The organism is Seohaeicola zhoushanensis, assembly GCF_014656415.1.
Taxonomy (GTDB): Bacteria; Pseudomonadota; Alphaproteobacteria; order Rhodobacterales; family Rhodobacteraceae; genus Seohaeicola_A; species Seohaeicola_A zhoushanensis.
The window spans coordinates 1-26703 of sequence record NZ_BNCJ01000012.1; the positions used below are offsets into that span (position 1 = coordinate 1).

Below are 26703 nucleotides of genomic sequence, written 5' to 3' on the forward strand. Positions count from 1 at the left end.
TGGCCTCCTTGCCTCAAAATTAGCGAAGAAGGCGTCCACGATACACGGGGCTATTCAAATCACTGTCCGGCCGACATGGCCAGGATCGACGAGGCGCTGAAGACCGCGACGCTCGCCGAGGCCGATATGGCCAAGGTCAAGGAACTGCGCGCCAAGGGAGAGGAAGAGCACAAGGCCGGCAACCACGCGGCCTCGGTGCAGACGCTGGGCGAGGCGCTGAAGCTGCTCGGGCTCTAGGCCGGCGCGGCAGGCCCTTGTGAAACGGCATCGGCCCCTTGCCGGGCAATCTGTCGCGCCAGCGCCACAGCTTGCCGGAGAGGGGCCGGTTGCCGTTCAATTGTCTCTATTCGCGTAACAATAGACCAAATTTGGCCATAGTTCTGGGTCATGGCCATGAGACCAAGCGACAACGATGCAATGGCGCATCAAGGAGCCGGTCGACCTACTCATGCCCACGAACTACACCGATCAGTTCTTTTCCATCGACCCCTTCGACCCGCCCCCCTCGGGATCGGTGCTGAACTTTACCCTGCGCACCATGACCGACCAGGACAACGACGGTGACGTGGGCACGTCGGGCAACGACAAGATCGACGGGAGCGACATCGTCGGGACCTACAACGGCGACAAGCTCAAGCTGCGGTTGCCGGACGGGTCGGTGCAGACGATCACCGGGGTGACCTTCTACCTGGCCAATGGTCAGAAGGTCTTCACGCCCAAGGACGGTTCGGTGCTGCAGAACGGCTCCAAGCTCATCAGTGCGAGCTGGGTCAAGCAGGACACCTTCATGGAGGTGGGCGACCTGGGGCCGCCGTGCTTCCTGCGGGGCACGCGGATCCGCACCCGGACCGGGCTGCGCGCGATCGAGACGCTGGGCGAGGGCGAACGGGTCTGGACCAAGGGCGGCGGCTGGCAGCGGATCCTCTGGGTCGGTCATCGCGCGGCGGCGGGCCAGCGGGACAACGCGCCGGTGCGGGTGGCAGCGGGGGCGCTGGGCAACCGGGCGGACGTGCGGGTCAGCCCGCAGCACCGGGTGCTGCTGACCGGCTGGCGGGCCGAGCTGCATTTCGGCGAGTCCGAGATCCTGGTCGCCGCGCATCACCTGGTGGGGACGGATGACCGCATCCATCGCGACCCGCGGCCGGTGGCGGAGTATTACCACCTGCTGCTGGACGGGCATTTCATCCTCGATGCCGAGGGGCTGCTGTCCGAGAGCTTCGATCCAGGCGGCGATTTCGCGCGGCAGGATCCGGTGGTTCAGGCGGAGCTGGCGGGACGGTTCCCGCATCTCTTCGCTGACCGTTCCGAGACCGTGCGGCCGGTGGTGCGGGGCGGCTGTGCAGCGGTGCTGGCCTAGGTGATCCAACGGGACGCGGCGCGCCCCGTTGGCGGTGTTCAGAACAGCCCGTCGTCGCCGTTCTCTTCCTCGGCGATCTTGTCCGCCGCGACGGCCGCGCCGGCACCCACGATGGGGCCGCAGGCGGAAAGGCCGGTCACGCCGGCAAGCAGGGCGAGGGCAATCCAGGTCTTCCAGGTCATGATGGTTCTCCTTTCCTTTGGAGAGCCAACCCCGCGACCCGGCCGGCGGTTCCCTGCCGGAGCGGGCGGCGGCGGGGAACGGCCGAGGGCGCGGCGCGTTGGGGTGGTGCAACCACATCAAGGGGAGATCCGTCATGCGGCACTGGCTCAGTCATTTCATCACAGCGCTTGCCGTGCTCTGCCTCGCCGGGGCGGCACTGGTGGGGGCGCTGGCGCTTGGCTTCTATTATTGGGGGGCGGTGCTGCTGGCCGGTGCCATCGGCGCGGCGCTGGGGCTGCCGGTCGGCTGGACGGTGACCCGCGCGATCCGGCGCAACGATCCCAACTGGCCGGCGCGACGCCCGGCTTGATCGGGGCGCGGGCCAGGGTTAGGCAGGGCCATGCTGGCCCTGATCCTTCACCTTTTCATCGGCTCGACCCTGGCGGGGGTGCTGATCGTCGTGGCCCTGGTGGCCGGCTTCGCCTCGGGCTGGGTTCTGGGCGGATGCGTCGTGGCGGGGCTGATCCTGGGCTTTCCGGTGGCCCGAATCCTGGCGCGCATCCTGCAGGAATGAGGTGTCCCAGCTAGGACGCTTTTCAAGTCATTGAAATTCCGTCATTTATTCCGAGTGACCTTTTTCGCCCCGGTTTTTTCCCGCCGCAAGACCCTGCCCGCAAACCCATAATCGCCTTATCCCCCGGTTATCCCGATCTTGCCCACAGAGTGATCCCCCGGAATCTGCAATCGCGCCACGGATTAGCGATTGTGCGACACGGGCGGGCTTGCAAAGCTTTACCTGTCGCCGGGGGTTTTCGGACCCGAGGCGAGGCGCAGGGCCTCTCGGGGCGCGCGGATCGGGGCCAGTCCTTGGACACGGGCCGATCAGGCGGACCGGGGAAACACGTCGGATATCTGGGTCTCGAACCCGCGCTTTCCGGCAGGTTTCAGACGGGTCGTGCGGGCTGCTTCGGCCCTGGCCGGGGTGGCAGCGGGGGCTCCTCGGACCCTCGTTTGGGCACGTCGCCCTCTGGGGGGAGACGGTTCAGGAAGGCGTCAGGCGATGCATAGGACCGCGTCCGAGCACCTGGCGCCTTTTCCTTTTCCAGCCTCGGGAATCGTCCAGCCACCGGAAACGGGAAACCCGGCTGCCATCGGCAACCGGGTCCCTTCAGCGTAGGCTGATGCATCCGCGTCCATGCACCTGTAGGCCCTGCATACAGGGCGTGCGGCGAATTTTCAACGATATATGGAGGGGGCGATCAGGCAAATCACCAGATATGCGCTGTTGCGCCACATCTGGGGGTTTTGACCCTTTCAGCCGTCAGGCGGCTTCGAGATCGGGGCCGGCCCGGTCGCGGTTCTGGCTGGCGAGGACCACCAGCACCAGCATGAGGGCGAAGCCGCCCCAGCATCCCGCGACATACCAGCCCAGGGCGGACCAGAGCCCGGCACCGTGGGCGGCGAGACCGTATACGCCCCCCATGAGGCCGGTCGCCAGCGACGCCATAAGATAGCCTGTCATTGTTTTTCCCTGCTCCCTTTTGCTGCAGAGTAGCCGAAGTCTCGCGCAAAATCTTGTCTTAATTTTGTCAAGACTCCCGGAGGTTGCATCCGGGACGCGGCGAATCTCCTGCGATCAGGCGTCGAGGAAGGTGCGCACCGCCGCCTCGAATTCGCGCGGGCGGTCGGCGTGCAGCCAATGGCCGGCACCGGGAATGCGGGCGAAGCGCGGGCGCAGGAAACGCGCGCGGATGATCTCGCGGTGTTCAGGGCGGACATAGTTCGACTCGGCCCCGGTCAGGAACAGCGTGGGGCCGTCCCATGTCGCCTCGGTCTCGGGGAAGGTCATGATCGCCGGCATGTTGCGTTCGAGCGCTTCCAGGTTGAGCTTCCAGCGCTTGCCCGTGAGGTCGAGCGACTGGGTGAAGAAGCTTTGCAGGGCGCGTTCCACGCCCTGCGCCGCCAGCTGCGCCTCGGCGTCCGAGCGGCGGGTGATGGCGGAGAGATCGACCGCGCGCATGGCCTGGATGTAGGGCAACTGGGTGTGGCTGTAAGCCACCGGCGCGATATCGGCGACGACCAGGCGGCGCAGGTTGCCGGGCTGGCTGAGCGCCATCATCATGGAGGCCTTGCCGCCCATGGAGTGGCCGAGCAGGTCGGCCGGGCGGCCGAGGTCGGCCATCACCTCGGCGAGGTCGGCGGCCATCTCGGGGTAGGTGTGGGACCCGGTCCAGGCACTGTCGCCGTGGTTGCGCATGTCGACGGCGATCACCTGCCGGGTATCGGACAGGCGGCGCGCGATCACGCCCCAGTTGCGGCCCGAGCCGAAGAGGCCGTGGGCGATGACAAGGGGCGGTTTCTCGGTCTCGGTGCCGTGGACGATGCGGTTCAGCATGTCCTGCTGATAGCGAATGCGGGGTTCTGCTGCCAGCCCCATTGAGGCGGCGGGGCGGGGCGGCTAGATTGCGCCGCGCAAGGAGACCCGACCGTGAGCAATTCCCTGGACGCCCAGACCGACGAGATCCGCCAGCTGATGCGCCAGAAGCTCGGCGTGCGGGGGCGCGACTTTCCGACCGCCCTGGCGCGGGCGAAGCGGCGGCTGCCCAAGGCGCTTCGGAAAGAGGGGCAGATGCTGGCGGCGGCGCTGCCGATGGCGGATCACCCCAAGCTGGGGCAGACGCTGGACCGGGCGCGTCTGGACCGGGCCGCCGGGGCGCTGCGCGAGCATCTCGGTGCCATCGACCTGGCCGAGGGGCGGAAGGCGCTGCTGTTCAGCATCCTCGGCTCGGTCGCCTTCAACCTTCTGCTGGTGATGGTGCTGATCGTGGTGGTGCTGCGCTGGCAAGGGGCCGTCTGAGCAGCACGTCGCGGTATTCCAGCGAGACGGTGACGAAGCTGACGTAGAGCAGCAGGTACCACGACCCCATCTTCGAGATCCCGGCCCAGTGCTGGCCGTTGTTGCCGCCATAGACCCAGGTGCCTGTCCCGGTGCCGACGTTCTCGGCGATCCAGAGGAACAGGCTTGAGAGGACCGCCGCCAGCACCATGGGCATCCAGTAGGTGTGCTGGCCGATGGTGAACCAGATCCGGGTGCGGGCGTAGAGCAAGGCCGTGGCGGCGAAGAGGCCGAGGCGGATGTCGGGCAGGAAGTGGTGGGCGAAGAAGTTGACGTAGATCCCGACCGCCAGCAGCAGGGTTGTCCAGAAGGGCGGGTAGGGGGCAAAGCGCATGTCGAACAGGCGGATCACCCGCGCCATGTAGCTGCCGACGGCGGCATACATGAAGCCCGAGAACAGCGGGATGCCGAAGAGCTTCAGCACCCCGGCCTCGGGATAGGCCCAGCTGCCGGCCGAGACCTTGAAGATCTCCATCGCGGTGCCGGTGAGGTGGAACAGCAGGATCACCCGCGCCTCGCGCCAGGTTTCCAGCTTGAAGACCAGGAAGAGCACCTGCAGCCCGACCGCCCAGACCACCAGCACGTCATAGCGCGCAAGGGCCCAGCCGGGCTGCCAGATGGCCTTTGTGCCGATGATGCCGGCCAGCAGGAGGATGCCGAACAGGCAGGCCCAGGCCTGCTTGAGGCCGAACATCACGAATTCGGCCAGCCAGAACGGCAGCCGCGCCCGCGCCCAGTCGCCTAATGCGCGTTCGAGGGAGCGGGTGCCGTTCGGGCCTGCTGTCACAGGCTCGGGTAGAGCGGGAAGCGGGCGCAGAGCGCCGCGACCTTGGCTTTCACCTGGGCCTCGACCTCGGCATTGCCGTCCTCGCCGTTGGCCGACAGGCCGTCGACGACCTCGACGATGAGCCGGGCGATCTCGCGGAATTCCTCTTCACCGAAGCCGCGGGTGGTGCCGGCGGGGGTGCCGAGGCGGATGCCGCTGGTCACGAAGGGCTTTTCCGGGTCGAAGGGAACGCCGTTCTTGTTGCAGGTGATATGGGCGCGGCCCAGCGCGGCCTCGGCGGCCTTGCCGGTCACCTTCTTCGGGCGCAGGTCGGCCAGCATCAGGTGGTTGTCGGTGCCGCCCGACACGATGTCGATGCCGCCCTTCATCAGCTCGTCGGCCATGGCCTGGGCGTTCTTGACGACCTGTGCGGCATAGGTCTTGAACTCGGGGCGCAGGGCCTCGCCGAAGGCGACGGCCTTGGCGGCGATCACATGCATCAGCGGGCCGCCCTGGAGGCCGGGGAAGACCGCCGAGTTGATTTTCTTGGCGATGTCCTCGTCATTGGTGAGGATCATGCCGCCACGGGGGCCGCGCAGCGACTTGTGGGTCGTGGTGGTGACGACATGGGCGTGCGGCAGCGGCGAGGGGTGCTGGCCACCGGCGACGAGGCCGGCGATATGGGCCATGTCGACCATCAGGTAGGCGCCGACCTCATCCGCGATCTTGCGGAAGGCGGCCCAGTCCCAGACGCGGGAATAGGCGGTGCCGCCGGCGACGATCAGCTTCGGTTTGTGTTCCAGCGCCTTCTCGCGGATCGACTCCATGTCGAGCAACTGGTCCTGGGCGCGCACGCCGTAGGAGACCACGTTGAACCACTTGCCCGACATGTTCACCGGCGAGCCGTGGGTGAGGTGGCCGCCCGAGTTCAGGTCGAGGCCCATGAAGGTCTCGCCGGGCTTGAGCAGGGCCAGGAACACGGCCTGGTTCATCTGCGAGCCCGAGTTCGGCTGGACGTTGGCGAAGTCGCAGCCGAAGAGCTGCTTGGCGCGCTCGATGGCCAGAGTCTCGGCCACGTCGACATACTGGCAGCCGCCGTAGTAGCGCTTGCCCGGGTAGCCCTCGGCATACTTGTTGGTCATCACCGAACCCTGCGCCTGCAGGACGGCGAGGCTCACGATGTTCTCGGAGGCAATCAGCTCGATCTCGTCGCGCTGGCGGCCGAGTTCGTTGGTGATGGCGCCGAAGATCTCGGGGTCGCGGCTGGAGAGGGCTTCGGTGAAAAAGCCGGCGTCACGGTGGGGCGCGTTCATATCGGTCTCCGTCAAGGATGGGCTGCGCGGAATGCGGGTTTCCTAGAGGAAAGCGTCGGCGGGATAAAGCGGGGAAAGCGACGCGGAGCATGGGTTCTGCGGCAAGGCTGGCGTTGGCGGGAAAGGTATGCTTGTTTCGGAACGAGTTGCGCACTACCGGAAACGCCCGCATGAGCCTGAAGATCGCCTTTCTGTCGAGCGACGCCCCGGTGGCGCTCTCCGCGCGGGACGCGCTTTCGGCGCGCTATGGCAATGTCGATCCGGCCGAGGCCGAGGTGATCGTGGCGCTGGGCGGCGATGGCTTCATGCTGCGCACGCTGCACGCGACGCAGGACCTGGCGGCGCCGGTCTATGGCATGAACCGCGGCACCATCGGCTTCCTGATGAACGAATACCACGAGACAGATCTGCTGGCCCGGCTGGAACAGGCCAAGGAAGAGGTGATTCACCCGCTGTCGATGCGGGCGATGGACCGCAAGGGGGTGATGCACCGGGCGCTGGCGATCAACGAGGTCTCGCTGCTGCGCGCCGGTCCGCAGGCGGCGCGGCTGCAGATCAGCATCGACGGCAAGGTGCGCCTGCCGGAACTGGTCTGCGACGGGGCGCTGGTGTCGACCCCGGCGGGCTCGACCGCCTACAACTATTCCGCGCATGGGCCGATCCTGCCGATCGGCGCGCAGGTGCTGGCGCTGACCGCCATCGCCGCCTTCCGTCCGCGCCGCTGGCAGGGCGCGCTGCTGCCGCTCTCTGCGGCGGTGCGCTTCGACGTGCTGGAGGCCGAGAAACGCCCGGTCATGGCCGACGCCGATTCGATCTCGTTCGAGGACATCGACTGGGTCGAGATCCGGCTGGACCCCACGGTCAGCCACTCGATCCTCTTCGACCCGGGCCACGGGCTGGAAGAGCGTCTGATTTCCGAGCAGTTCACCTAGGGTCAAGTCTTTGTGATCGCCCAAACCCGTACAGGGGCTGCGATTTGGAGCGAAATGTGGTCAAATGACTTCGTGGCGACGGGTTGAGTCTCGCCGTTGCCGAACTCCTCTGGTGCGTCCTCCGTGCCACTGTGGGTGGGGGTGACGATTCACAGTTTTTCCAGCGATGCGGGCGTGGGGCCGATGCCCCGCGCCCGTTTTGGCATGGGCGGATCCGACGAATTTCTGGAAAATCGACCCCGCAGACCAGGGATTTCATCTTCCTGTGATCCAATTCACTTACCTCTGCCCGGGCCTGGGGCAAAAAGTACATGGCTGCATTATCAGCCTCCGGCACATGTTCCAATGCCGGTAATTCGAAGTAGCGATTGAGATGTTTCCCTCGTCTGCTGGCGCGGAGCCCCAACTCCGCGCCAGCAATTTCCTATGAGATCTGCCGGCTCTGCCCTTCCCAGAAGGGTTTGCGCAGCTCGGTCTTGAGCACCTTGTTGGCGCCCGAGAGCGGGAAGGGGGCGGTGCGGAACTCGACGCTGCGCGGGCATTTGAAGCCGGCGATGAGCCTATGGCAGTGGTCCTTCAGCTCCTGCTCGCTGACCTCGGCGCCGGGCTTGAGGATGACGATGGCGTGGACCTGTTCGCCCCATTGCTCGGAGGGGATGCCGATCACCGCGCTGGTGGCCACCGCCGGGTGCTGGCCGATGGCGTTCTCGACCTCGGCGGAATAGACGTTCTCGCCGCCCGAGATGATCATGTCCTTGAGCCGGTCCATGAGGAAGATGAAGCCCTCTTCGTCCATGTAGCCGGCGTCGCCGGTATAGACCCAGCCGTTTTTCAGCGTCTCGGCGGTGGCCTTTTCCTTCTGCCAGTAGCCCAGCATCGTGACCGGCCCCTTGACGGTGATATGCCCGACGGTGCCGCGCGGCACCTCGTTGTCCTGCTCGTCGACGATGCGGATCTCGACGATGCGGGTGGCGCGCCCGCAAGAGCGCAGCTTGCCCGCCTTCGGACCCTCGAAGGTGTGATAATCGGTGCCGAGGAAGGTCGCCACCGGGCTGAGCTCGGTCTGGCCGAAGGCCTGGATGAAGTGCACGCCGGGGAAGAGGTCGAAGGCGCGTTTCAGCGAGGCCTCGGTGATCGGCGAGGCGCCGTAGGCGATGAGTTCGAGCGAGGAGGTGTCGAATTCGGCGAACTTCGGGCTTGCCATGACCATCTGCAGCATCACCGGCACCAGCAGCAGGTGCGAGGGGCGGTGGGCCTGCACCGCTTCGAGCGTGGCCTCGGGCGTGAACATCGGGATCACGACATGGGTGCCGGCGACGAAGGTGATCGCCGCGAACCAGAGCAGGTCGGCGATGTGAAACATCGGCGCGGCGTGCAGGTAGACTGTGCCGTCGGAGAGCGCCAGCTCTTGCGCGTTGGAAATGCCGCCGACGAAGAAATTCGCATGGCTCAGCATCACGCCCTTGGGAAAGCCGGTGGTGCCGCCGGTATAGAAGATGCCGACGAGGTCATCGCCCGCGCGCCCGGCATCCGGGACGGGATCGGCGGCGGCGAGGATCTCCTCGTAGTTCACCATCCCCTCGGGCGTCGGGCCGTCGCCGCAGAAGACGATGGTCTTCAGCCCCTTGACCTCGGCGCTGATCGCCGGGGCGGCCTTGGCGAAGGCATCGTCGACCAGCAGGATCCCGGCGCCGGCGTCGTTCAGCGCATAGGCGCATTCGGCGGGGGACCAGCGGATGTTCATCGGCATCATCGCCCCGCCGCCCCAGGGGACGGCGAAGTAGTATTCGATGAAACGGTCGGAGTTCAGCGAGAGCAGGGCGACCCGGTCGCCCGGTTTCATCCCCAGTTTCTGCAGCGCGCCGGCGAGGCGCTGGACCCTCTCCAAAGTCTGCGGCCAGCTGCGCTGGCGGTCCTTGAAGATGGTGGCGATACCGGTCGGGTTGACCTGCGCCGCACGGCGCAGGATCGACGTTATCTGCATTCTGTCTCCTCCCAGGGACCGGGCCCTTCGGGGCCCTGTTATGGAGACAGTCTAGCGCATCCTTTCCCAGAGCGCATCGCACATCCGTCCGACGCGGGCCTCGATGGCGGCCATGGCGTCGACGACCAGGTCCTCGCGCCAGCGGCGGCCGACGATCTGGACGTTGATCGGCTGCGGCCCCCTGGGCAGCATGGCGAGCCGCGCCGGGACGTTGCCGGCGGGCAGGCCGATGTAGTTCATCGCATAGGACCAGAGCGCCGCGCCCAGCACCTCCTGCACGCCCTCGCCGCCCTCGGTGTCGCGGTCGGGGGCGAAGAAGGGCTGCGGCAGGAAGGGCGTGATGATCAGCGGGTAGCGCTCGGTGAAGAGCGACCACTGGCGCGCGTACCAGGTGCGCTTGGCCATCATCTGCAGCAGCTCGGTGCCCTCGTAGACCGGGAACTGGCGGAAATACTCGTCGAAGATCGCCTTGACCGTGTCCGAGCCATGGGCCGCGATATCGGGGCCGAGCATGGCCGAGGTCTCGCCCAGCAGCGCGCGGTAGCCGTCGAGCGCGCATTCCTTCAGCATCGGCGGCTCGATCTCCTCGACCTGGTAGCCGGCGTCGTTGAGCGCATCGCGCGCGGTGTCGAGCGCGGCGCTCACCTCGGGGTGGAGGTCAAAGCCGTAGGTGGCCTTGGTGAAGGCGACCGGGATCGGCCCGTCGAGCGGCGCGCCGCGCCAGGGCAGGGGGATGTGGAAGGGGTCGCGCGGGTCGGGCGCGATCATCGTCGGCATGGCGGCGTGCAGGTCGGCGGCCTCGCGCACGATCAGGCCCTGCACCGACATCGCCTGCGACAGCATCCCGCGCTCGGCCTTCTGGCCGGGGTTGTAGGCCGGCACCCGGCCAAGGCCCGGCTTGACCGTCACCGCGCCATTGGCGGCGGCGGGGAACCGCAGCGAGCCGCCGATGTCGTTGCCATGGGCCAGCGCGCCGATCCCGGCCATCACCGCCGAGCCTGCCCCGCCCGAGGAACCGCCGGCCGAGATGTGGCGGCCCCAGGGGTTGTGGGTGCGGCCGAACAGCGGGTTGTCGGTATCGGCGCGGAAGGAGAATTCGGGCGTGTTGGTGCGCCCGATCACCACCGCGCCGGCGTCCTGCAGGTTCTTGACCAGCGGCGCGTCCTCGGGGGCGATGAAATCCTTGAGCGCGACGATGCCGTTCGAGGTGGCGTGCCCCTTCTGGTCGACGTTGATCTTTATGGTCACCGGCACCCCGAAGAGCGGCCCCGGCGCGGCGCCGCCGGCGCGGGCCTTGTCGAGCGCGCGGGCACGCTCCATCGCCTCCGCCGAGAGGTCTTCGACCACGGCGTTCAGGTCGGGGTTCACCGCGTTCATGCGCGCGATGGCGGCGCCGATGGTGGCCTCGGCGGTGAGTTCGCCCGCGGCGGTGCGGCGGGCGGTTTCGGCGGCGCCAAGGCGCCAGATGTTCTCAGTTGTCATGTTCAGTTCTCCTGGCGGCAACCTTGGCGGCTGGCGCGGGACCTGCCAAGGGGGCAGTCGCGCTTGCCGCTGCGTCAGCGATGGAATTGTGCTAGTCTGCCGCCATCCATCATGCAGGGGAGGGCGGGGTGATGCTTGCAAACGACAAGGTCTTTGCCGGGTCGATCCCGGATATCTACGACACCTACCTGGTGCCGCTGATCTTCGAGGCCTTTGCCGAGGACATGGCCACGCGGGTCACAGCGCAGCCGGTGCGCGACGTGCTCGAGACGGCGGCGGGCAGCGGTGTCGTCACCCGCGCCCTGGCGCCGAAGCTGGCTGCGGACGCGCGTTTGACCGTCACCGACCTGAACCCGCCGATGCTGGAGCGCGCGAAGGCGCGGCAGGGCGCGGATGCGCGGATCACCTGGCAACCGGCCGATGCGCTCGATCTGCCCTTCGCGGATCAGAGCTTCGACGCGGTCTGCTGCCAGTTCGGGGTGATGTTCTTCCCCGACCGGGTGAAAGGCTATGCCGAGGCCCGCCGGGTGCTGCGCCCCGGTGGCCGCTTCGTCTTCAACGTCTGGGACGCGATCGAATACAACGGTTTCGCCGATGTGGTGACGCGGGTCGCCTCGACCCTGCTGCCCGCCGCGCCGCCGCAGTTCCTGGCCCGCACGCCGCACGGCCACGGCCAGCCGCAGCGCATCCACGAAGAACTGGCCGAGGCCGGTTTCGCCCATGTCGAGATCGAGAAACTGACGCGCGACAGCACCGCCCCCGACCCCTCGCACCCGGCCATCGCCTATTGCCGCGGCACCCCGATGTTCGGCGAACTTGCCCCGCATGGCGAGGCCAAGGTGCAGCGCATCATCGACGCCGCGACCGAGGAAATCCGCGCCACCTATGGCCCGGGCCCGGTCACGGCGCCGATCCAGGGGTTCGTCGTCGCGGCCTGGTGAGGTGGGATTGATCGTATCTCAATTGAGATCTATCTTGGTGGGGCTAAAAGAGGAGCCACCATGCCTGCCCAGACCTCGATGCTGCACGTCCGCGTGGACGACCAACTCAAGGCGCAGGCGGCCGAGGCGCTGTCGAACGTGGGGCTGACCCTGTCGGACGCGGTGCGCATCCTGTTGACGCGCGTTGCCGCCGAGGGCGGCCTGCCCGCCGGGCTGACGGCCAATCCGGAGGCGCATGACGCCTGGTTCCGGGCCAAGGTGCAGGAGGCCCTGGCCGACCCGCGCCCGGCGCAGCCGCAGGACGAGGTCATGCGCAACGCCCGCGCCCTGATCGACGCCAAGCGCCGTGCCGGCGGTTGAATGGAAGGCTGCGGCGGTCGCCGACCTGATGGCGATCGTCGACGTTATCTCGGATGACAACCCGGCGGCCGCGCTGGCCCTGCTCGAGCAGATCGAGGGCAGGGTGTCACGGCTTGCCGATCACCCAAGGGCCGGACGATCCGGCAGGGCGCAGGGAACGCGCGAACTGGTCGCGCATCCCAACTATGTCGTCGTCTATTCCGAGACCGGGACGACGGTGACTGTGCTGCGCGTGCTCCACGCCGCGCAGATGTGGCCCTGATCGAGGGAGGGGCCGGGCGTCCCGGCCCCGCCGATCACGCCTTGGCGTAGCCAATGGTCTGCAGCGACTCGCGGATTTCGTCCAGGATGGCCGGGTCGTCGATGGTCGCCGGCATCTTGAACTCCTGGTTGTCGGCGATCTTGACCATGGTGGCGCGCAGGATCTTGCCCGAGCGGGTCTTGGGCAGGCGGTCGACCACCACGGCGAGCTTGAAGGCCGCCACCGGGCCGATCTTGTCGCGCACCAGCTTCACCGCTTCCTTGCAGATCTCGTCGTGCGGGCGGTTCACGCCCTTGGTCAGGATCAGGAAGCCCACCGGCATCTGGCCCTTCAGCTCGTCCGCGACGCCGATCACCGCGCATTCCGCGACGTCGGGGTGCGAGGCCAGCACCTCTTCCATCGCGCCGGTCGACAGGCGGTGGCCGGCGACGTTGATGACGTCATCGGTGCGGGCCATGATGTAGAGATAGCCGTCGGCGTCAATCATCCCCGCATCCCCCGTCTCGTAGTAGCCGGGGAAGGTGGTGAGGTAGGACTTCTTGAACCGCTCTTCGGCGTTCCACAGCGTCGGCAGCGTGCCCGGGGGCAGCGGCAGCTTGACCGCGATGGCGCCAAGCTCGCCCGGAGGCATCGGGCGGCCGCCCTCGTCGAGGATCTGCACGTCATAGCCCGGCATGGCGACCGAGGGCGAGCCGATCTTGACCGGCAGCGCCTCGAGCCCCATCGGGTTGGCGGCGATGGACCAGCCGGTCTCGGTCTGCCACCAGTGGTCGATCACCGGGCGGTCGAGCACGCGCTGCGCCCATTCGATGGTGTCCGGGTCGGCGCGTTCGCCGGCGAGGTAGAGTACCTTGAAGTGCGACAGGTCGTATTTCTTCAGGAACTCGCCCTTGGGGTCCTCGCGCTTGACCGCGCGGATGGCGGTGGGGGCGGTGAAGAAGGACTTGACCTTATGCTCGGAGATCACCCGCCAGAAGGTGCCGGCGTCGGGGGTGCCGACCGGCTTGCCCTCGAAGACGATGGTGGTGTTGCCATGCACCAGCGGGCCGTAGCAGATGTAGGAATGGCCGACGACCCAGCCCACGTCCGAGGCAGCCCAGAAGACGTCGCCGGGGTCGACGTTGTAGATGTTCTTCATCGACCAGTTCAGCGCCACCAGGTGGCCGCCGGTGGGGCGCACCACGCCCTTGGGTGCGCCAGTGGTGCCGGAGGTATAGAGGATATAGGCCGGGTGGCTGCCCTCGACCGGCACGCAGTCGGCCGGTTCCACGCCATACTGGAAGGCGTGCCAGTCGACGTCGCGGCCTTCGACCAGCTTTGCCACTTCCTGCTCGCGCTGGAAGATCACGCAGAACTCGGGCTTGTGCTTGGCAAGGTCGACGGCGCCGTCGAGCAGCGGCTTGTAATGGACGGTGCGCCCCGGTTCGAGGCCGCAGGAGGCGGCGATGATCGCCTTGGGCTGGCAGTCGTCGATGCGCACGGCGAGTTCGTGGGCGGCGAAACCGCCGAAGACCACCGAGTGCACCGCGCCGATGCGCGAACAGGCGAGCATGGCCTCCAGCGCCTCGGGCACCATCGGCATGTAGATGATGACACGGTCGCCCTTGGTCACGCCCTTGGCGCGCAGCGCGCCGGCGAGGCTGGCGACCCGGTTCTTCAACTCGGCATAGGTGATCTTGTGGACGGTGCCGGTGATCGGGCTGTCATGGATGATCGCCACCTGCGCCCCGCGTCCGCCCTCGACGTGGCGGTCGACCGCGTTCCAGCAGGTATTCACCATGCCGTCGTCGAACCAGGTGTACAGCGGCGCGCGTTCGGCATTCAGCGCCCTTGACGGGAAGCGGTCCCAGTCGATGGCCTTGGCGGCATCGAGCCAGAATGCCTCGGGATCGGCCTTCCAGGCCTCGTACACGCTCTTGTAGCCCATGTGTCCCTCCTCCTGACGTTACGTCTTGCGCTGTTGATGCTGCGTTGCCGCATGGCGCGCAAGTGCCCTGCCTGCGCCGCGTTGACGCTGTTTGCGCCAACAACGGTGCAGGTCTCTTGCCGATATCTCTAGGCAATTCGGACGGCGCTTCCAAGCGATGGGAATAAAGATCGGCGGAAGGTCTGAAAACGACATGGGTGTCGTGAATGCGACAGCAGGTGATTCGGCCTGGCTTTAGGGCCTCGCACGGGGACGTTCAGCGTTCCTTGCTTGAACAGGGGGACGACCCGCCAGCGGCGGAGACACACCCCCGACGTCCGGCGAGAACAGCCGAAGAAGTAACCTCCAACTATTTCCCTCGCCGCCACGTGGTTGAACCCCACGTGGCGGTTTTGCTGTCAGCCGTATTGCGCCACCGGCGTGCCGGCGATGGCGGCGACGTTGAGGATCCCGCGCGAGGTGATCGAGGGCGAGACGATATGGGCCCTGTTGCCCATGCCCATCAGGATCGGCCCCACTTCCAGCCCGCCGGCGCGCATCTTGAGGATATTGCGCACGCCGCTGGCGGCGTCGGCATGGGCAAAGACCAGCACGTTGGCCGGGCCTTCCATGCGCGAATGGGGGAAGATGCGGGCGCGCAGCTCGGGGTCGAGCGCCGAGTCGACGTTCATCTCGCCCTCGTAGACGAAGCCGCGCGGCGTGGCGTCGAGCACGGCGATGGCGTCGCGCACCCGCTGGCCCGAGGCTTCGGACTGGCTGCCGAACTGCGACTGCGAGCACATGGCCACCTTGGGCTCCAGCCCGAAGCGGCGGACGTGGCGGGCGGCGCCGATGGCGATCTCGGCCAGCTGCGCGGGGGTCGGTTCGTGGTGGACATGGGTGTCGGCGATGAACAGCGGGCCGTCTTCGAGGATCATCAGGCTGAGCGCGCCCTGCGGGTGCAGCCCCTCCTTGCCCAGCACCTGGGTGACGTAGTTCAGGTGCCAGCGGAATTCGCCGAAGGTGCCGCAGATCATGCTGTCGGCCTCGCCGCGGTGCACCATGATCGCGCCGATGGCGGTGGTATTGGTGCGCATGATCGCCTTGGCGAGGTCGGGCGTCACCCCGTTGCGCTGCATCAGTTCGTGGTAGCTGTTCCAGTAGTCGTAATAGCGCGGGTCGTTCTCGGGGTTGACCAGTTCGAAGTCGCGACCGGGGCGCACATCCAGGCCGAAGCGTTCGCAGCGCTGCTCGATCACCTCGGGACGGCCGACAAGGATCGGCGTCTCGGTGGTCTCTTCCAGGATCGCCTGGGCGGCGCGCAGCACGCGCTCGTCCTCGCCCTCGGTCAGCACGATGCGGCGCGAGGCGGCGCGGGCGGCCTCGAAGACCGGGCGCATCAGCAGGGCCGAGCGGAACACCGTCTGCTTGAGTTTGGCCGCATAGGCGTCGAGGTTCTCGATCGGGCGCGTCGCCACGCCGGTCTCCATCGCCGCGCGGGCGACCGAGGTCGAGACCACGGCCATCAGGCGCGGATCGAAGGGCTTGGGAATCAGATAGTCGGCCCCGAAGGTCAGCTGCTCGCCGCGATAGGCCGCCGCCGCCTCGGCGCTGGTGGTGGCGCGGGCGAGCTGGGCGATGCCGTCGATGCAGGCGAGCTCCATCTCGTCGTTGATCTCGGTCGCGCCGACGTCGAGCGCGCCGCGGAAGATGAAGGGGAAGCAGAGGACGTTGTTGACCTGGTTGGGGAAATCGCTGCGTCCGGTGGCGATGATCGCGTCGGGCGCGGCTTCGCGGGCGAGGTCGGGCAGGATTTCCGGCGTCGGGTTGGCCAGCGCGAAGATCACCGGGCGGCGCGCCATCCTGCGCACCATGTCCTGGGTCAGCACGCCGGGGCCGGAGAGGCCGAGGAAGAGGTCAGCGCCCTCGATCACCTCGTCGAGCGTGCGCTTGTCGGTCTTCTGGGCAAAGCAGGACTTCTGCGGGTTCATGTCCACCTCGCGGCCCTCGTAGACAAGGCCGTGGATGTCGCAGAGCCAGACGTTCTCGCGCCTGACGCCCAGCTTGAGCAGCATGTTCAGGCAGGCGATGCCCGCCGCGCCGCCGCCTGTCGAGACGACCTTGACGTCTTCAAAGGCCTTCTCGGCCACGAAAAGCGCGTTCTTGGCCGCCGCGCCCACCACGATGGCGGTGCCGTGCTGGTCGTCGTGGAAGACCGGAATGTTCATCCGCTCGCGGCAGAGCTTCTCGACGATGAAGCAGTCGGGGGCCTTGATGTCTTCGAGGTTGATCGCGCCGAAGGTCGGTTCCAGCGAGCAGACGATCTCGGCCAGTTTCACCGGGTCGGGTTCGTTCACCTCGATGTCGAAGCAGTCGATGCCGGCGAACTTCTTGAAGAGCACGGCCTTGCCCTCCATCACCGGCTTGGAGGCCAGCGCGCCGATATTGCCGAGGCCAAGCACGGCGGTGCCGTTCGAGATGACGGCGACGAGGTTGCCCCGCGTGGTGAAGCGCGCGGCATTGGCGGGGTCGGCCTTGATTTCGAGGCAGGCCTCGGCCACGCCGGGGGAATAGGCGCGCGACAGGTCGCGTCCGTTGGCCAGCGGCTTGGTGGCGCGAATCTCGAGTTTGCCGGGCTTCGGGAACTCGTGATACATCAGCGCCGCCTGGCGCGGGTTATGGCTTTCGGACACGGTTCGGCCCCCTTTGCGAAATGTAGTTCAGCATTAAACTAGTTTCCCGGGCGGCAACAGGGGTCAAAATGCCCCGGCGCCCCTGCTTGCTATTTTCCGCGCGCCCGGCCACTGTTTTCCGCGAACCGGAGTGACGTGTGATGAGCGATACCATAGCCGAAATGCGGCTGCCCACGAAAGAGCTGCGCGACGACATCCCCTTCTATACCAAGCGGCTGGGGATGCGGCTGGACATGATCTATCCCGCCGACGATCCCTCGACCGCGGTGTTCTCGGGCCACGGCCTGCGGCTGCGGATCGAGAAGGGCGCGCCCGAGGCGCCGGGGACGCTGCGCATCCTGACCGAGGACCCCGAGGGATTTGCTGGCGGCGAGCGCGTTCTGGTGGCGCCGAACGGCACGCGGATCGAGATCGAGGAGCGCAACCCGCCGGTGGTGATGCCGAAGACCGAGCACGCCTTCGTGGTGCGCCGGCTGGCTGACCAGGCGCCGTGGATCATCGGGCGGGCGGGGATGCAGTATCGTGACCTGATCCCCTCGCGGCTGGGCGGGTCGATTATCGCCAGCCACATCCGCATTCCCGACGGCGGGCCGGTGCCGGACATGGTGCATTACCACAAGGTCGGCTTCCAGCTGATCTTCTGCGTCAACGGCTGGGTCGACGTGGTCTATGAAGACCAGGGGCCGAAGATGCGGCTGACGCCGGGCGATTGCTTCATCCAGCCGCCCGAGATCCGGCACCGGGTGCTCGAGGCCAGCGACAACGTGCAGGTGATCGAGATCGGCGTGCCGGCGGAACATGTGACCGAGATCGACCACGAGATGACCCTGCCCACCCCGCAGCTGCGCCCCGAGCGCGAATGGCAGGGGCAGCGGTTCGTCTACAATACGGCCGCAGGGGCCGAGTGGGCACTGTTCCGGCTGCCGGGCTATGTCGCCCGCGACACCACGATTGCCGCCAATACCAAGGGCGTTGCCGGGGTGATGGTGGTGCGCAGGGGCGAGGGCGCACCGCAATGGGCGACCCATGACACCGACATCCTGTTCACCTACGTGATGGAGGGCGACGTCACGCTGGAAGGCGAGGGCAAGGAGCCTTACCGCCTGACCAAGGGCGATGCCTTCGTGATCCCGCCGGGCATGAAGACGCGGCTGTCCGATCCCAGCGCCGAGATGGAGCTGCTGGAAGTCAGCCTGCCGGGCGTGTTCGGGACCGTGCTGGGCTGAACCGGCTCAGGCGTTCTCGACCTCGTGCAGCAGGGCGATGCGGCGGCGGGCCTCGCTTTCGCTGAGGCCGGCCTCGAAGGCAAAGCCCAGCCGTTCGCTCAGGCGCATCAGCTCGGCCTCGGTCGAGGGGCGGGCGGGGGCGGCGTCGCCGGTGCCGGTGACGTGGCGCGTCTCCCAGGGATAGGCGGTTTCGGTCTTCTCCATCGTGTCCTCCTTTCGGCGGGTATCGGGGAACAACGGGCCGGCGGCGCGAATGTTCCGCTTGCATCCCGCGCGGGCCTCCGGAACAGTTGGGGGCCTGGCAACAGGAGGTCAGTTACGTGAATACCTTGCGCGAAGTCGCCGCCGCCGTGCGCGAGAACGCACATGCGCCCTATTCCAACTTCAAGGTCGGCGCGGCGATACGGGCCGGTTCGGGGCGCGTCTATGTCGGCTGCAACGTCGAGAACGTGGCCTATCCCGAGGGCACCTGCGCCGAGGCCGGGGCGATTGCCGCGATGTGCGCCGCCGGTGAATACGAGATTTCCGAGGTCTATGTGATCGCCGCCTCGCCCTCGCCGGTGCCGCCCTGCGGCGGCTGCCGCCAGAAGCTGGCCGAGTTCGGCAAGGGGGCTGTGCCGGTGACGCTGGCCACCACCACGGGGCAGGAGATGGCCACCACCATCGCGGCGCTGCTGCCGGGGGCCTTCGGCGCGGACCACATGGCCGGCTGAGATGGATGCCCGCTCGATCATCGCCAGGCTGCGCCGGCACCAGGCGCCCAGCGCCGAGGAGCTGCGCTGGTTCGCGCAGGGCCTGGCCGACCGCAGCGTCAGCGATGCGCAGGCGGGGGCCTTTGCCATGGCGGTCTGCATGGGCAGCCTCGGCACCGAGGGCCGCGCCGCGCTGACGCTGGCGATGCGCGACAGCGGGCGGGTGCTGCACTGGGCGCTGCCCGGCCCGGTGATCGACAAGCATTCTACCGGCGGGGTGGGCGACTGCGTCTCGCTGATCCTGGCGCCGGCCCTGGCGGAATGCGGAGGCTTCGTTCCGATGATCTCGGGCCGGGGGCTGGGCCATACCGGCGGCACGCTCGACAAGCTCGAGTCGATCCCCGGTTTCGCCACCATGCTGGGCCCCGAGCGGCTGGCCGAGATCGTCGCCAGGACCGGCTGCGCGATTGTCGGCGCGACCTCGGATATCGCGCCCGCCGACAAGCGGCTCTATGCGATCCGCGACGTGACCGCGACGGTCGAGAGCCTTGACCTCATCACCGCCTCGATCCTGTCCAAGAAACTGGCGGCCAGCCCCGACGCGCTGGTGCTTGACGTCAAGGTCGGCTCTGGCGCCTTCATGAAATCGGCCGATGAGGCGCGGGCGCTGGCGGTGGCCCTGACCGAGACCGCCACGGCGGCGGGCTGCCGCACCACGGCGGTGATCAGCGACATGAGCCAGCCGTTGGCCCCGGCGCTGGGCAATGCGCTGGAGGTGGCCGAGGTGATGAAGGTGCTGACCGGCGAGGAGACCGGCGCGCTGGTGCAGATCTGCGTGGCGCTGGGCGGCGTGCTGCTGGCCGATGCCGGGCTGGTCGATGACGTGCAGGAGGGGGCGGACAAGATCGCCGCCACCCTGTCGGACGGCCGCGCCGCCGACCGCTTCGGCCGCATGGTGGCGGCGCAGGGCGGGCCGCTGGCCTTCGTCGAGAACTGGGCGCGCTTCCTGCCCGAGGCCAACGTGATCCGCGAGGTCGCCGCGCCGCGCGCGGGCTATGTCGCCGCCATCGACGGCGAGGCGCTGGGGCTGGCGGTGGTCGCCCTTGGCGGCGGGCGGCAGGTCGAAAGCGATACGGTCGATCCGGCCGTGGGCCTCAGCGGGCTGGTGCGGCTGGGCGAGAAGGTCGACAAGGGCGCGCCGCTGGTGCAGGTCCATGCCGCGCGCGAGGACAGCGCCATGATGGCCGCCCGCGCGGTGCTGCGCGCGATCACCTTCTCGGACGAGCCGCCCGCGCTGCCCGAGTTGATCCGCGAGAGGATCGGCTGATGCCGCGCGCCTTCCTTGTCGTCATGGATTCCGTCGGCATCGGCGGCGCGCCGGATGCCGGGCGCTTCTTCAACGGCGACCTGCCCGACACCGGGGCCAATACGCTGGGCCATATCGCGCAGGCCTGCGCCGAGGGCCGCGCCGAGGAGGGCCGCAGCGGCCCGCTGCGCCTGCCGGCGCTGGCGGGGCTGGGGCTGGGCGCGGCGGTCAAGCTGGCCTCGGGACTGGAGCCGCAGGGGCTGGCGGGGCCGGTGACGGGGCGCTGGGGCGCCGCGACCGAGATTTCGCCCGGCAAGGACACGCCCTCGGGGCATTGGGAACTGGCCGGGGTGCCGGTGCCCTGGGACTGGACCTATTTCCCAGATACGGTTCCGGCCTTCTCCGACGACCTCGCGCAGGCGGCGGCTGCGGCGGCCGGGACCGAGGGTATTCTTGGCAACTGCCACGCCTCGGGGACCGAGATCATCGCGCGGCTCGGGGCCGAGCATATGCGCAGCGGCTGGCCGATCTGCTATACCTCGGCCGACAGCGTGTTCCAGATCGCCGCGCATGAAGAGAGCTTCGGCCTCCAGCGCCTCTACCGGATGTGCGAGGAACTGGCCCCGCGCCTGCATGCGATGAAAGTGGGCCGGGCCATCGCGCGGCCCTTTGTCGGCAGCCCCGAGACCGGGTTCACCCGCACCACGAACCGGCACGACTATGCTATTGCCCCGCCCGCGCCGGTGCTGACCAACTGGGTGCAGGCGGCGGGCCGGCGGGTGCATGCGGTGGGCAAGATCGGCGACATCTTCTCGATGCAGGGGATCGACACGCTGTCCAAGGGCAGCGACGCCGCGCTGATGGACCACCTGGCCCGGCTGGTGGACGAGGCCGAGGAGGGCAGCCTGACCTTCGCCAATTTCGTCGAGTTCGACAGCCTCTATGGCCACCGCCGCGATATCTCGGGCTATGCCCGCGCTCTGGAATGGTTCGATGCCCGCATCGGCGCGCTGCTGGCGCGGCTGCGGCCGGGCGACCTGATGGTGCTGACAGCCGATCACGGCAACGATCCGAGCTGGCCCGGTGGCGACCACACGCGCGAGCGGGTGCCGGTGCTTTGCGCCGGGGTGGGGGCGGGGACGCTGGGGCAGGTCGCCTTTGCCGACGTCGCCGCCAGCATCGCGGCGTATCTGGGCGTTGCGTCACAGGGGCCGGGGCGCAGCTTTCTCTGAGCGGGGTGGCTTGCCCTTGGCGCGGAGCCGGACCAGAAAGGGAATGTCCACGAAAGGGAGCGCAGACATGGCCGAGCATCTTACCGTCGTCAATCACCCGCTGGTGCAGCACAAGCTGACGCTGATGCGGCAGAAGGATACGCCGACGGCGGTGTTCCGCCAGTTGCTGCGCGAGATCACCCAGTTCCTGCTCTACGAGGTCACCCGCGAACTGCCGATGACCAAGAAGCCGATCGAGACCCCGCTCGAGGAGATGGACGCCCCGACGCTGGCCGGCAAGAAGCTGGCGCTGGTCTCGATCCTGCGGGCCGGCAACGGGATGCTGGACGGCGCGCTGGAGCTGATCCCCTCGGCCCGCGTCGGCTTTGTCGGGCTCTACCGCGACGAGGCAACGCTGCAGCCGGTGCAATATTACTTCAAGGTGCCCGAGGCTTTGGAGGATCGGCTGGTGATCGCCGTCGACCCGATGCTGGCCACCGGCAACTCTTCGGCCGCCGCCGTCACCCTGCTCAAGGAGGCGGGCGCCAAGGACATCCGCTTCCTCTGCCTGCTGGCCGCACCCGAGGGCGTCGCGCGCATGAAGGACGCGCACCCGGACGTGCAGATCGTCACCGCCTCGCTGGATCGCGGACTGAACAAGAAGGGCTATATCATGCCCGGACTGGGCGACGCGGGCGACCGGATGTTCGGTACGAAATAGGGGCCGGGCGCTAGACTCTCGGCGCGATTCGGGCCATCCTGCGCTAGATTTCGTAGGGGGGTCCGATGCGTTCCGCAATTCTTATGGTGCTGACGCTATCCGTGGTGGCCTTTGCCTCTGGCGTGACCGCCGGTTCGGCCCCGGAGATCTCGGGCCCGGCGGAAGTGCCGCCCGCCAGCTACCCGGAACGCCAGTATATCGACAGCCGCGGCTGCGTCTTCATCCGCGCCGGGATCGGCGGGGTGACAACCTGGGTGCCACGGGTGGACCGGCAGCGCAACCCGGTCTGCGGCCATATGCCCTCGCTCGCGGCGGCGCGGCGCGAGGTGGCGCCGGTGGTGCGCGTCGTGGCGGCGCGGCCGGTGGCGGTGACGCCAAGGGTGGCGCAGCAGGCGGTCCGTGTGGTGCCCCAGCATGTCTACGACAACCGCCAGAACACCCGCAACGTGGCGGTGCCCAAGGGCTATCGCCCGGTCTGGACCGATGACCGGCTGAACCCGCACCGGGCCGAGCGCACCCTTGCGCCCAGCCTCGCCGCGCCGGTGGCCGGCGTGCCGCGCGGCTATCGCGGGGTTTGGCAGGACGACCGGCTGAACCTGCGCCGGGCGCAGGGCACGGCGCAGGGCGAGGCGGCGATGGGGCGGATCTGGGACGACTCGCTGCCGCGCGAGCTGCGCAGGGGCGCGCCTGCCGCGCGGGTGGTGACGGCGGACAACAACGCGCGGAACGGCAATTCGCCCTACTGGGAGCCGCCGGTGGGCCAGCCCGCCAGGGCGCAGCTTTCGACACGTTCGGACCCGGCGCTGGGCAAGCCGCTCTACGTCCGGCTCGCCGCCTATGGCGCCGCCGATGAGGCGCGCGGGGTGGCCGAGGGGCTGGCGCGGGGCGGGCTGTCGATGCGGCTCGGCAAGACCGGCAACGGCACCACGCTGGTGCTGGCCGGGCCCTACGGCTCGGAGGCCGAGGCCAGGGCCGCGCTCGCCGCGCTGCGCGGGGCGGGCTATCCGAAGGCCGCGCTGCTGCGCTGAGCGCTCAGCCGCCGCAGATGTTCTGCACCTGCACCCAGTCGCGGTCCTTCAGGACCGGCGGCGGCGTCAGTCCCGTCATCGGGTCGGCCTCGACCAGGCCCAGCACCGACTCGCCGGTGATATCGAGCGCCATGGCATAGGGGCGCGAGGGCACCTCGGCCTTGGCGAAGGCCGCCAGCAGCCTGTCGTCGGGCAGCGCCGGGCGCGGCGCGGCAATGACCATCTCGGCATAGCGGTCGAGCATCTCGCGGCTCACCTCGCCCGTCGTGAGCAGGCGGAAGGAGGCCAGCACGCCACCCGCGCGCAGCAGGTCGCCCAACGGATCGAAGAGCTCGGCGCGGGTGCGCTCGGCCAGCACGTAGCCGGCGGCGACGGCGGGGTCCTCGTAATCCTCGATCAGCGCCTTGTTCAGCAGCACGACCGAGCCGGGCAGGTTCAGGCTCGACCGGACGCCGGCGGGCAGCACGACGATCTCGCGCACTTCGAGCCGGCGGGCGAGACGGGCCAGCGCCGGGGCGCTGGCGGTGGTGCGGCAGGCGCGGCCTGCGACCCGTTCGAGCCGGTCGAGCAGCGCCTCGCCGATCTCCATCCGCTTGACCTTGGGCACGACCTCGAGCGCGTGGCGGCGCATCGCGCCGGGCAGCCAGAACACCAGCAGGCCGATCACCAGCGCGCTGATCGTGACCATGCCGACCAGCCGCAGCCGGCCGGGGCGCGGGCGCGAGCGGTCGACGGCAAGGCGCAGCCGGTCGAGCGCGGCGATCATCTCGGTCTCGTTGGCGGCGAGTTCCAGCGTCTCGTCGGGGTCGCCGTCGGGGTGGAACAGGGCCGGGGTCTCGCCGGGGTTGTCGCGCTGGATCGCGGCCAGCGACCAATGGGTGAGCGCGCGGTTCTGGAAGTCGGAAATGGTGAGGGTGGCCTCGCCCACGGAAACGACCACCTCGCGGCGCTGGGCGTCGCTGGTGGGCCGCCAGAGGCCGGTCGCCTCGAGCCGCTGATATTTCCTGAGTGCGGTCATGCCTGGCAGGTCTGCCCGTGCCTTGTGTTTGCGACAGGGTAGCACGGGTTCGGGGGCGGGGTAAATGGGGCGGGAATCACTTCCCCCGGCCGGGGAATGGGGTCAACTTCATGATTCAAATGGGTTTTCGAAATTGTCTCGCTGGCAGCCCGATCCGGGCGGATGAACGGCACGGCGGGCGGCCATTGGTTGCGCCGCCCGCTGTGCGGGCCACCCTCAGTCGCGGCCCGAGAGGTAGAACATCGCCTCGATCATAGACTCGGCGCTGTTGAAGCCGCCGGGGTGGGTCGACATCAGGCCAAGGGCGAACTCGCGGCGGGCCTGGTCATTGGCGCGCTCGTCGCGGGGGCGGGGGGCTTCGACGGGGCGTGGCGCGCGGGCGAAGCGGGGCAGGAGGGAGATCGGGAAGGCGGCGACCGTCATGGCGATGATCCTGATCCTTGAGGGGGTTACCTCAACAGCATCGCCCGACTCGGGGCTTTCGTGGTATCCGGTATGTCGTGGAGCGGGTCTTCAGATATGAATAACGCTTTCGACGACTGGTCCGGGGTCCGTGTCTTCCTTGCCGTGATGCGGCGGGGCTCGACGCTGGCGGCCTCGCGCGATCTGGGCATGTCGCAGCCGACCGTCACGCGCCGCATCGACGCCTTCGAGCACCGGCTCGGCCTGACGCTGTTCGACCGCGACACCCGCGGCTTCCGTCCGACCCGCGACGCGCAGCGGCTGCTGCCCTTCGCCGAGGCGGCGGAGAAGGCGATGACCGGGCTGGCCGAGGCGGCGGTGGCGGCGCGGCGGACGATGCTGGAGCCGATCCGCATCACCGCGCCGCGGCTGAACTTCTCGCCGCTGTTCACTGCGATACTGGCCGAGTTCAGCGCCCTGCACCCGGGGGTTCGCTTCGGGCTGATCTCGTCCTATGCCTTGCTGGACCTCGCCGCGGGAGAGGCGGACATCGCCATCCGGATCGCGCGGCGGGTCATCGACGAACGGCTGATCTGTTCGAAGCTGACGGATGTGACCTCAACGCTTTTCGCATCGCGCAGCTATGCCGAAGCCCATGGGCTGCCCCGGTCCGACGCCGAATTCGCCGGCCATTCCTTCGTGGTCTACGATCCGTCGCCAAGTCCGGACGGGTTGAATGCCTGGCTGATGAAGCGGATTTCGCCCGACCAGATCGTTTCGCGCAGCGCAGACGCCGAGTCGGTCTGTGCGGCCATCGCGGCGGGGCTTGGCATCGGGCCGGTGCCGACCTCGCTGGCGGTGGATTATCCGGCGATGGTGCCCTGCTTTCCGCCGCCGCAGGAGACCACGGTGCAATCGTGGCTGTGCATCGCCCCGGACGCTTGGCGGCGTCCCGAGGTGAAGGCCTTTGCCGCCTTCTTCGCGCCGCGCTTTCGCGCGGGATATGCCGCGCACAAGGCGGAGGGAGAGCGGCGCTGGGAGGAAATGGACCGCCAGAGACGCGGCTCAGGCGGCCAGATGACCGCCTGAGCGGGGGGGCAGGCGAACCTGCCGTTCTCATCTATGCGCCGGAATCAGCGGCGGGCCTTGCGGCGCTTCAGGTAGGCAAAGGCGCCGACTGCACCCATCATCAGCGGCAGGCCGGCGGGCAGTGGCACCGGCTCGACGGGCAGCACGTTTACCGTGATGGCGGCGGAGGCCAGAACGTTTTCCGTTCCCTTCTCGTAAACGAGGAAGGCGAAGTCATAGGAACCCGGAAGGTCGGGGTCCAGCGAGAAGCCGAACCCCAGGTTGGAGGACTGCTGAGCGACGCTGTAGAGCGCCATGTTGGATTGAAGCGCCGGGATGCTGGCGGATTCGATGCCGTTGCCGTTTCCGGTCGAATTGTCGCCGAGCGAATGATCGTAATATCCGTCCGTGTCGAAGGGATCGGTGGATGCGAAAGACGTGCCCGCCGAAGGATCGACGTCGAACATCAGCGCATAATCGAAGTCGGACAGCTTGGCGCCCGAGGTTCCGCTTGCGTCGACATTGACCGACCATTCGAAGTTGAAGACGGAACGATTGGTCGGATTCGTGGTCAGGACAGTCGAATCGAAGGTATAGGTATGATCGCCATCGTAATTGAAAACGTCGGCTTTCGGATACCGCTGCTTGCCGCGCAGGGCGACTTCTATATTGTTCTGGGTTTCGCCGGTGAAGCCGCCGTTACCGTTGCCGCTCCCGAAGATGACGTCGGAAATGACGTCGCCGGTTCCGTTCACGGGTGCAGCGGACACAGCGCTTCCCAGTGCGGCAAGGGCAAAGGCCCCGGCCGCAATACATTTTGCAAATTGCATGTAATTATTCCCCCTGATTGGTCTAAATTCGTCGCAGGACTGCGTGGGGGAGATTATCGCGATATGTTCAATTCACAAGTAAATTAAATCGAATCATTGCGATTTGCGATTTTTGATTGATCTTTTGATGGCTGGGTGCAATCTGGG

At 67.9% G+C, this 26703-nt stretch carries 29 protein-coding genes; 16 read left to right on the forward strand and 13 right to left on the reverse strand.

Going from position 1 to position 26703, the window contains the following annotated elements:
• Window positions 1-18 precede the first annotated feature (18 nt).
• Both IE266_RS17560 and IE266_RS17565 read left to right on the forward strand, forming a co-directional pair.
• Window positions 19-237 carry a PA2433 domain-containing protein gene (locus IE266_RS17560; protein WP_189681546.1) on the forward strand — a complete coding sequence of 73 codons (219 nt, stop codon included), beginning with the start codon at window positions 19-21 and terminating at the stop codon, window positions 235-237.
• Between the two features lie 211 nt (window positions 238-448).
• Window positions 449-1357, forward strand: a complete 909-nt coding sequence (locus tag IE266_RS17565) for a Hint domain-containing protein (protein WP_189681422.1) — start codon at window positions 449-451, stop codon at window positions 1355-1357.
• A 38-nt stretch (window positions 1358-1395) separates the two neighbouring features.
• On the opposite strand, the gene IE266_RS17570 is transcribed toward IE266_RS17565, so the two are convergent.
• Window positions 1396-1539, reverse strand: coding sequence for a hypothetical protein (locus tag IE266_RS17570; protein ID WP_189681423.1), 144 nt, complete (start codon window positions 1537-1539; stop codon window positions 1396-1398).
• Window positions 1540-1673: 134 nt separating this feature from the next.
• On the opposite strand from IE266_RS17570, the gene IE266_RS17575 reads away from it, so the two are divergent.
• Together IE266_RS17575 and IE266_RS17580 are read left to right on the forward strand one after the other, a co-directional pair.
• Entirely contained in the window at window positions 1674-1889 is a 216-nt protein-coding gene (locus IE266_RS17575; RefSeq protein ID WP_189681424.1) for a hypothetical protein, read from the forward strand.
• A gap of 30 nt (window positions 1890-1919) precedes the next feature.
• Complete coding sequence (locus tag IE266_RS17580; RefSeq protein ID WP_189681425.1) at window positions 1920-2093, forward strand: CTP synthetase; 174 nt, start codon at window positions 1920-1922, stop codon at window positions 2091-2093.
• Window positions 2094-2840: 747 nt separating this feature from the next.
• Here IE266_RS17580 and IE266_RS17585 read toward each other — a convergent pair.
• Window positions 2841-3041 carry a hypothetical protein gene (locus IE266_RS17585; RefSeq protein ID WP_189681426.1) on the reverse strand — a complete coding sequence of 67 codons (201 nt, stop codon included), beginning with the start codon at window positions 3039-3041 and terminating at the stop codon, window positions 2841-2843.
• Window positions 3042-3155: 114 nt separating this feature from the next.
• A complete protein-coding gene (locus tag IE266_RS17590; RefSeq protein ID WP_189681427.1) occupies window positions 3156-3914 on the reverse strand; it encodes an alpha/beta fold hydrolase in 759 nt (252 codons plus the stop codon).
• Window positions 3915-4007: 93 nt separating this feature from the next.
• On the opposite strand from IE266_RS17590, the gene IE266_RS17595 reads away from it, so the two are divergent.
• Window positions 4008-4376 (forward strand): hypothetical protein, encoded by a 369-nt coding sequence (locus IE266_RS17595; RefSeq protein WP_189681428.1) that lies wholly within the window; start codon window positions 4008-4010, stop codon window positions 4374-4376.
• On the opposite strand, the gene IE266_RS17600 is transcribed toward IE266_RS17595, so the two are convergent.
• The gene (locus IE266_RS17600; protein ID WP_373310588.1) at window positions 4315-5202 is read right to left on the reverse strand and encodes a DUF817 domain-containing protein; all 888 of its coding nucleotides are present in this window, start codon (window positions 5200-5202) and stop codon (window positions 4315-4317) included. The genes IE266_RS17595 and IE266_RS17600 overlap by 62 nt on opposite strands.
• Entirely contained in the window at window positions 5199-6494 is a 1296-nt protein-coding gene (gene glyA, locus IE266_RS17605; RefSeq protein ID WP_189681429.1) for a serine hydroxymethyltransferase, read from the reverse strand. The genes IE266_RS17600 and glyA overlap by 4 nt, the downstream gene beginning before the upstream one ends.
• Before the next feature lie 170 nt (window positions 6495-6664).
• Here glyA and IE266_RS17610 point away from each other — a divergent pair, with 170 nt between their 5' ends.
• On the forward strand, window positions 6665-7426 hold the full coding sequence (locus tag IE266_RS17610; protein WP_189681430.1) for an NAD kinase: 762 nt from the start codon (window positions 6665-6667) through the stop codon (window positions 7424-7426).
• Window positions 7427-7850: 424 nt separating this feature from the next.
• Here the strand turns inward: IE266_RS17610 and IE266_RS17615 are convergent, their stop codons facing one another.
• Window positions 7851-9410, reverse strand: a complete 1560-nt coding sequence (locus IE266_RS17615; RefSeq protein WP_189681431.1) for a long-chain-fatty-acid--CoA ligase — start codon at window positions 9408-9410, stop codon at window positions 7851-7853.
• 51 nt (window positions 9411-9461) lie between these two features.
• A complete protein-coding gene (locus tag IE266_RS17620; RefSeq protein WP_189681432.1) occupies window positions 9462-10892 on the reverse strand; it encodes an amidase family protein in 1431 nt (476 codons plus the stop codon).
• A 131-nt stretch (window positions 10893-11023) separates the two neighbouring features.
• On the opposite strand from IE266_RS17620, the gene IE266_RS17625 reads away from it, so the two are divergent.
• Genes IE266_RS17625 through IE266_RS17635 form a run of 3 tightly spaced genes read left to right on the forward strand, consistent with a single transcriptional unit; the run spans window position 11024 to window position 12455 of the window.
• Window positions 11024-11833: a class I SAM-dependent methyltransferase gene (locus tag IE266_RS17625; RefSeq protein ID WP_189681433.1), complete on the forward strand. Its 810-nt coding sequence runs from the start codon at window positions 11024-11026 to the stop codon at window positions 11831-11833.
• Window positions 11834-11893: 60 nt separating this feature from the next.
• The gene (locus IE266_RS17630) at window positions 11894-12193 is read left to right on the forward strand and encodes a type II toxin-antitoxin system RelB/DinJ family antitoxin (protein ID WP_189681434.1); all 300 of its coding nucleotides are present in this window, start codon (window positions 11894-11896) and stop codon (window positions 12191-12193) included.
• Window positions 12180-12455, forward strand: a complete 276-nt coding sequence (locus IE266_RS17635) for a type II toxin-antitoxin system RelE/ParE family toxin (RefSeq protein WP_189681435.1) — start codon at window positions 12180-12182, stop codon at window positions 12453-12455. Before IE266_RS17630 ends, IE266_RS17635 begins: the two co-directional genes overlap by 14 nt.
• 34 nt (window positions 12456-12489) lie before the next feature.
• Here the strand turns inward: IE266_RS17635 and prpE are convergent, their stop codons facing one another.
• Entirely contained in the window at window positions 12490-14382 is a 1893-nt protein-coding gene (prpE, locus tag IE266_RS17640; protein ID WP_189681436.1) for a propionate-CoA ligase PrpE, read from the reverse strand.
• Window positions 14383-14780: 398 nt separating this feature from the next.
• Complete coding sequence (locus IE266_RS17645) at window positions 14781-17018, reverse strand: NADP-dependent malic enzyme (protein WP_189681548.1); 2238 nt, start codon at window positions 17016-17018, stop codon at window positions 14781-14783.
• A gap of 176 nt (window positions 17019-17194) precedes the next feature.
• Between IE266_RS17645 and IE266_RS17650 the strand changes: the two genes are divergently transcribed.
• Window positions 17195-18280, forward strand: coding sequence for a cupin domain-containing protein (locus tag IE266_RS17650; RefSeq protein ID WP_189681437.1), 1086 nt, complete (start codon window positions 17195-17197; stop codon window positions 18278-18280).
• A 6-nt stretch (window positions 18281-18286) separates the two neighbouring features.
• Here IE266_RS17650 and IE266_RS17655 read toward each other — a convergent pair whose 3' ends face one another.
• Window positions 18287-18484, reverse strand: coding sequence for a hypothetical protein (locus IE266_RS17655; protein ID WP_189681438.1), 198 nt, complete (start codon window positions 18482-18484; stop codon window positions 18287-18289).
• 116 nt (window positions 18485-18600) lie between these two features.
• Here IE266_RS17655 and IE266_RS17660 point away from each other — a divergent pair, with 116 nt between their 5' ends.
• The 5 genes from IE266_RS17660 to IE266_RS17680 all read left to right on the forward strand — a co-directional run bounded on the left by IE266_RS17660 (window position 18601) and on the right by IE266_RS17680 (window position 23238).
• Complete coding sequence (locus IE266_RS17660) at window positions 18601-18993, forward strand: cytidine deaminase (protein ID WP_189681439.1); 393 nt, start codon at window positions 18601-18603, stop codon at window positions 18991-18993.
• 1 nt (window position 18994) lies between these two features.
• Complete coding sequence (locus IE266_RS17665) at window positions 18995-20299, forward strand: thymidine phosphorylase (protein ID WP_189681440.1); 1305 nt, start codon at window positions 18995-18997, stop codon at window positions 20297-20299.
• Entirely contained in the window at window positions 20299-21510 is a 1212-nt protein-coding gene (locus IE266_RS17670; RefSeq protein WP_189681441.1) for a phosphopentomutase, read from the forward strand. Before IE266_RS17665 ends, IE266_RS17670 begins: the two co-directional genes overlap by 1 nt.
• 67 nt (window positions 21511-21577) lie before the next feature.
• The gene (gene upp / locus IE266_RS17675) at window positions 21578-22210 is read left to right on the forward strand and encodes a uracil phosphoribosyltransferase (protein WP_189681442.1); all 633 of its coding nucleotides are present in this window, start codon (window positions 21578-21580) and stop codon (window positions 22208-22210) included.
• A gap of 65 nt (window positions 22211-22275) precedes the next feature.
• A complete protein-coding gene (locus tag IE266_RS17680) occupies window positions 22276-23238 on the forward strand; it encodes an SPOR domain-containing protein (protein ID WP_189681443.1) in 963 nt (320 codons plus the stop codon).
• A 4-nt stretch (window positions 23239-23242) separates the two neighbouring features.
• Here IE266_RS17680 and IE266_RS17685 read toward each other — a convergent pair whose 3' ends face one another.
• The gene (locus IE266_RS17685) at window positions 23243-24256 is read right to left on the reverse strand and encodes a hypothetical protein (protein ID WP_189681444.1); all 1014 of its coding nucleotides are present in this window, start codon (window positions 24254-24256) and stop codon (window positions 23243-23245) included.
• A 216-nt stretch (window positions 24257-24472) separates the two neighbouring features.
• A complete protein-coding gene (locus IE266_RS17690; RefSeq protein ID WP_189681445.1) occupies window positions 24473-24679 on the reverse strand; it encodes a hypothetical protein in 207 nt (68 codons plus the stop codon).
• 96 nt (window positions 24680-24775) lie between these two features.
• Here IE266_RS17690 and IE266_RS17695 point away from each other — a divergent pair, with 96 nt between their 5' ends.
• A complete protein-coding gene (locus IE266_RS17695) occupies window positions 24776-25747 on the forward strand; it encodes a LysR family transcriptional regulator (protein WP_189681446.1) in 972 nt (323 codons plus the stop codon).
• 44 nt (window positions 25748-25791) lie between these two features.
• Here IE266_RS17695 and IE266_RS17700 read toward each other — a convergent pair whose 3' ends face one another.
• The gene (locus IE266_RS17700; RefSeq protein ID WP_189681447.1) at window positions 25792-26556 is read right to left on the reverse strand and encodes a VPLPA-CTERM sorting domain-containing protein; all 765 of its coding nucleotides are present in this window, start codon (window positions 26554-26556) and stop codon (window positions 25792-25794) included.
• Window positions 26557-26703: the final 147 nt, after the last annotated feature.